Below are 5783 nucleotides of genomic sequence, written 5' to 3'. Positions count from 1 at the left end.
GGGATTCAAGAAAGGCAACGACCTACTCTCCCACAAATGCAGTACCATCGGCGCTAACGGGCTTAACTTCTCTGTTCGGAAAGGTAAGAGGTGAGCCCCGTCGCTATAACCACCTTAAGCTTTTGTCCCGCACTTGGTGCGGGATCTCTTTCTTTAAAAGAAAGATAATATCTTAACATATTGAAAAAAGGGCGCTCACCGCCAACATACATGAACATTTATTTTGACAACAACCATTGGAACTTATAAAAAAACAGCCGTACAATAAGCCTATGGGCTATTAGTACCACTCGGCTGCGGACGTTACCGCCCTTGCACCTGTGGCCTATCGACGTGGTCATCTCCCACGGCCCTTTAAAGAAATCTCATCTTGTGGTGGGTTTCGCGCTTATATGCTTTCAGCGCTTATCCCTTCCGAACGTAGCTACTCTGCAGTGCCGCTGGCGCGACAACAGATTCACCAGAGGTTCGTCCAACTCGGTCCTCTCGTACTAGAGTCAGATCCACTCAAATTTCTAGCGCCCACAGTAGATAGAGACCGAACTGTCTCACGACGTTCTGAACCCAGCTCGCGTGCCACTTTAATGGGCGAACAGCCCAACCCTTGGGACCTTCTCCAGCCCCAGGATGTGACGAGCCGACATCGAGGTGCCAAACCCCCCCGTCGATATGAGCTCTTGGGGGAGATCAGCCTGTTATCCCCGGCGTACCTTTTATCCTTTGAGCGATGGCCCTTCCATGCGGAACCACCGGATCACTATGCTCTACTTTCGTACCTGATCGACTTGTAGGTCTCTCAGTCAAGCTCCCTTATGCCATTGCACTCTGCGCACGGTTACCAAGCGTGCTGAGGGAACCTTTAGAAGCCTCCGTTACTCTTTTGGAGGCGACCACCCCAGTCAAACTACCCACCAAGCACTGTCCCCTTTCGCAAGGGTTAGACTCTAGATAAGCAAAGGGTGGTATTTCAACAATGACTCCACGACGCCTGGCGACGCCGCTTCGAAGTCTCCCACCTATCCTACACATTACTTATCCAAAACCAATACTAAGCTATAGTAAAGGTGCACGGGGTCTTTTCGTCCCACTGCGGGTAATCGGCATCTTCACCGATACTACAATTTCACCGAGCTCATGGCTGAGACAGTGTCCAGATCGTTGCACCATTCGTGCAGGTCGGAACTTACCCGACAAGGAATTTCGCTACCTTAGGACCGTTATAGTTACGGCCGCCGTTTACTGGGGCTTCATTTGAGACCTTCGCTTGCGCTAAGCCCTCCACTTAACCTTCCAGCACCGGGCAGGTGTCAGGCCATATACGTCATCTTTCGATTTAGCATAGCCCTGTGTTTTTGATAAACAGTCGCCTGGACCTTTTCACTGCGGCCCCGCCGAAGCGGGGCGACCCTTCTCCCGAAGTTACGGGTCTATTTTGCCTAATTCCTTAGCCATGAATCTCTCGAGCTCCTTAGAATTCTCATCCCAACCACCTGTGTCGGTTTAGGGTACGGGCCGCTTCTCTCGCTTTTCTTGGAAGTCGCTACTCTGGATTATCACCTTGGCCGAGGCCTCAGTGTACTATCGCGGCATTACTGCTCGCTTCAACGTGCTATTCCGTCAGCACGCACCAAATTTACGCCTCCGTCACTTTTGTTGAGAGCGGGTACGGGAATATTAACCCGTTGTCCATCCACTACCCCTTTCGGGTTCGCGTTAGGCCCCGACTAACCCTCAGCTGATTAGCATAGCTGAGGAAACCTTGGTCTTTCGGAGTGCGGGTTTCTCGCCCGCATTATCGTTACTTATGCCTACATTTTCTTTTGCAGCTTCTCCAGCATGACTCACATCACACCTTCGACGACACTGCAATGCTCCCCTACCACTTTTTCAAGTCCATAGCTTCGGTAGTATGTTTATGCCCGATTATTATCCATGCCGGACCGCTCGACTAGTGAGCTGTTACGCACTCTTTAAATGAATGGCTGCTTCCAAGCCAACATCCTAGCTGTCAAAGCAGTCCAACCGCGTTATTTCAACTTAACATACATTTGGGGACCTTAGCTGATGGTCTGGGTTCTTTCCCTCTCGGACATGGACCTTAGCACCCATGCCCTCACTGCTGATGAACATTCTGTAGCATTCGGAGTTTGTCAGGAATTGGTAGGCGGTGAAGCCCCCGCATCCAATCAGTAGCTCTACCTCTACAGAACTATAAATCAACGCTGCACCTAAATGCATTTCGGGGAGTACGAGCTATTTCCGAGTTTGATTGGCCTTTCACCCCTACCCACAGGTCATCCGAAGACTTTTCAACGTCAACCGGTTCGGCCCTCCACTGTATGTTACTACAGCTTCAGCCTGCCCATGGGTAGATCACACGGTTTCGCGTCTAACACTACTGACTAAAGCGCCCTGTTCAGACTCGCTTTCGCTACGGATCCGCACCTGAAGTGCTTAACCTTGCCAGCAACGTTAACTCGTAGGCTCATTATGCAAAAGGCACGCCGTCACCCCAGAAGGGCTCCGACCGCTTGTAAGCGCATGGTTTCAGGTTCTCTTTCACTCCCTTATTCAGGGTTCTTTTCACCTTTCCCTCACGGTACTGGTTCACTATCGGTCTCTCAGGAGTATTTAGCCTTACCGGATGGTCCCGGCCGGTTCATACAGGGTTTCACGTGCCCCGCACTACTCAGGATACCACTATGGTCAACGCTCTTTGCTCGTACGGGACTGTCACCCTCTATGGTTCCTCTTTCCAAAGGATTCTGATTCATTGCGCGACCAATGGCGTGGTCCTACAACCCCAACAATGCCGTAACATTATTGGTTTGGGCTAATCCGCGTTCGCTCGCCACTACTAACGGAATCACTTTTGTTTTCTCTTCCTCCGGGTACTTAGATGTTTCAGTTCCCCGGGTTCGCCTCCTTGCGGATACTATATCTTCAATATAGTGGGTTGCCCCATTCGGATATCTGCGGATCACATCGTGTGTGCCGATCCCCGCAGCTTTTCGCAGCTTATCACGTCCTTCTTCGCCTCTGAGAGCCTAGGCATTCCCCATGCGCCCTTGTTTAGCTTATTGTACTTTTTGCTTTTTTAATGAGTTCATTATGCCCATCGATAGATCGACGGCCATAACATGATCGATCGTGCATCGCTCGCGTGAGCACAATCAACCTAAATTATTGCTTTAGTATCAAACCTTGGTTCAATACTAATTTCATGTATCTTTTTTCAATATGTCAATGAACGTTGTCTAAAATGTTATTTCTCGGAGTGCTCTTACGAGCCAACCTCAAAATCCCATTTTGAAAAACCTTTAAAGATTTCTCCCTCATTCCAAAACAACAAGCATGCTTGTTGTTTTTTCAATCAGTCAAAACCACCTTTTAAAGGTTTTATCTGTGGAGAATATCGGAGTCGAACCGATGACCTCCTGCGTGCAAGGCAGGCGCTCTAGCCAGCTGAGCTAATCCCCCAGTATCTCTCAGTAGTCAGCTATCAGTTAACAGTTATCAGTTAATTGATGACCTATACGTCAACTTGGGATACCCAACTTCTAAAATTTCCTTTCAATATCTAATGAACGTCTTTTAATCACAAGCAAACTTTTTACTTTTTACTTATAACTTTCGCTGTAGTCTCAGGCAGACTCGAACTGCCGACCTCTACATTATCAGTGTAGCGCTCTAACCAGCTGAGCTATGAGACTGTTATAGCCTTCAGTTTTCAGTTTTTCAACAGGTCCCCCCCATTGAGCACCGTCCTCTGGTGACTTTGATATTTTAAATTGACAGCTATGAGAACAGACGATCTCTTTCTTACCTTTTTTGTCTCCTATCGGTCGTCTTTCTCTAGAAAGGAGGTGTTCCAGCCGCACCTTCCGGTACGGCTACCTTGTTACGACTTAGCCCTAGTTACCGATTTTACCCTAGGCCGCTCCTTGCGGTGACGGACTTCAGGCACTCCCAGCTTCCATGGCTTGACGGGCGGTGTGTACAAGGCCCGGGAACGTATTCACCGCATCATGGCTGATATGCGATTACTAGCGATTCCAGCTTCACGGAGTCGAGTTGCAGACTCCGATCCGAACTGTGATGGGGTTTATAGATTCGCTCCTGGTCGCCCAGTGGCTGCTCTCTGTCCCCACCATTGTAGCACGTGTGTAGCCCAGGACGTAAGGGCCGTGATGATTTGACGTCATCCCCACCTTCCTCACGGTTTGCACCGGCAGTCTTGTTAGAGTTCCCGACATCACTCGCTGGCAACTAACAACAGGGGTTGCGCTCGTTATAGGACTTAACCTGACACCTCACGGCACGAGCTGACGACAACCATGCAGCACCTTGTAAGTGGTCCGAAGAAAGGGACATCTCTGCCCCATGCAACTTACATTTAAGCCCTGGTAAGGTTCCTCGCGTATCATCGAATTAAACCACATGCTCCACCGCTTGTGCGGGCCCCCGTCAATTCCTTTGAGTTTCATTCTTGCGAACGTACTCCCCAGGTGGGATACTTATCACTTTCGCTTAGCCACTCAGGTAAACCCGAACAGCTAGTATCCATCGTTTACGGCGTGGACTACCAGGGTATCTAATCCTGTTCGCTCCCCACGCTTTCGTCCATCAGTGTCAATGCATTGTTAGTGATCTGCCTTCGCAATCGGTATTCTATGTGATATCTATGCATTTCACCGCTACACCACATATTCTAACCACTTCACAATGATTCAAGACAACCAGTATCAAAGGCAATTCTACAGTTGAGCTGCAGGATTTCACCTCTGACTTAATCGTCCACCTACGGACCCTTTAAACCCAATGATTCCGGATAACGCTTGGATCCTCCGTATTACCGCGGCTGCTGGCACGGAGTTAGCCGATCCTTATTCTTACGGTACCGTCAAGCCCCCTTCGCGAGGGGGTGTTTCTTCCCGTATAAAAGCAGTTTACAACCCATAGGGCAGTCTTCCTGCACGCGGCATGGCTGGATCAGGCTCTCGCCCATTGTCCAATATTCCTCACTGCTGCCTCCCGTAGGAGTCTGGTCCGTGTCTCAGTACCAGTGTGGGGGATCCCCCTCTCAGGGCCCCTATCTATCGTTGCCTTGGTGCGCCGTTACCGCACCAACCAGCTAATAGAACGCATACCCATCTTTTGCCGTAGCCTTTAATAAAGTCCCGATGCCAGGTCTCTATACTATGCGGTGTTAATCCAAATTTCTCTGGGCTATCCCGCAGCAAAAGGTAGGTTGTATACGCGTTACGCACCCGTGCGCCGGTCGTCAGCGGAGCAAGCTCCCTGTTACCCCTCGACTTGCATGTGTTAGGCCTGCCGCTAGCGTTCATCCTGAGCCAGGATCAAACTCTTCATCGTTAAATCTTAAATAATCTTAACAACTAATAGGAATTCGATAGTACTCAAAATGGTCTATTCTCTTGTTCGACCTTCGCCGTTTCCGGCTCGGTCTTACGCTGTCAATTCAATATGTCTATGAACTTCTTTCTATCTTTACTTAAGCTCTTTATCGCTTAAGCGGGTGCAAATATAAAACCCTTTTTTTTATCCCGCAATGTTTTTTTTGATCTTTTTTGGAAAATTTTTTACGACCCTCCAAAACACCTTAAAAACACCCCTTGCATGAACTCCGCCTCCCAAGGCAACGTGCCCTTTTTAGCGGCTGCAAACATACGACCCTTTTTCCGTTCCGCACAAACTTTTTAAGCCTTTTTTTATCCTTTTTTTTACACCACTTTTTATGGGTTGATCCTGAATTGGTTACA

2 tRNA genes and 3 rRNA genes are annotated in these 5783 nt (G+C 49.0%); all 5 read right to left on the bottom strand.

The features are described from left to right. Nucleotides 1-9 precede the first annotated feature (9 nt). The 5 genes from rrf to IEW94_RS16670 all read right to left on the bottom strand — a co-directional run bounded on the left by rrf (nucleotide 10) and on the right by IEW94_RS16670 (nucleotide 5376). Nucleotides 10-117 (bottom strand): 5S ribosomal RNA (rrf, locus tag IEW94_RS16690). Nucleotides 118-260: 143 nt separating this feature from the next. After that, nucleotides 261-3083, bottom strand: a 23S ribosomal RNA gene (locus IEW94_RS16685). A gap of 323 nt (nucleotides 3084-3406) precedes the next feature. Continuing rightward, nucleotides 3407-3480, bottom strand: a tRNA-Ala gene (locus tag IEW94_RS16680). 159 nt (nucleotides 3481-3639) lie between these two features. After that, nucleotides 3640-3713: transfer RNA gene (locus tag IEW94_RS16675), tRNA-Ile, on the bottom strand. A 146-nt stretch (nucleotides 3714-3859) separates the two neighbouring features. Beyond that, nucleotides 3860-5376: ribosomal RNA gene (locus IEW94_RS16670) — 16S ribosomal RNA — on the bottom strand. The 16S, 23S and 5S rRNA genes sit together here with 2 tRNA genes alongside, the layout of an rRNA operon. Between the last annotated feature and the right edge of the window lie 407 nt (nucleotides 5377-5783).

Origin of the sequence: Yeosuana aromativorans (assembly GCF_014646655.1) — a bacterium.
GTDB classification, from domain to species: Bacteria; Bacteroidota; Bacteroidia; order Flavobacteriales; family Flavobacteriaceae; genus Yeosuana; species Yeosuana aromativorans.
Note: the sequence above shows the minus strand (reverse complement) of the source record. Positions and strands in the feature narration are given on the sequence as shown.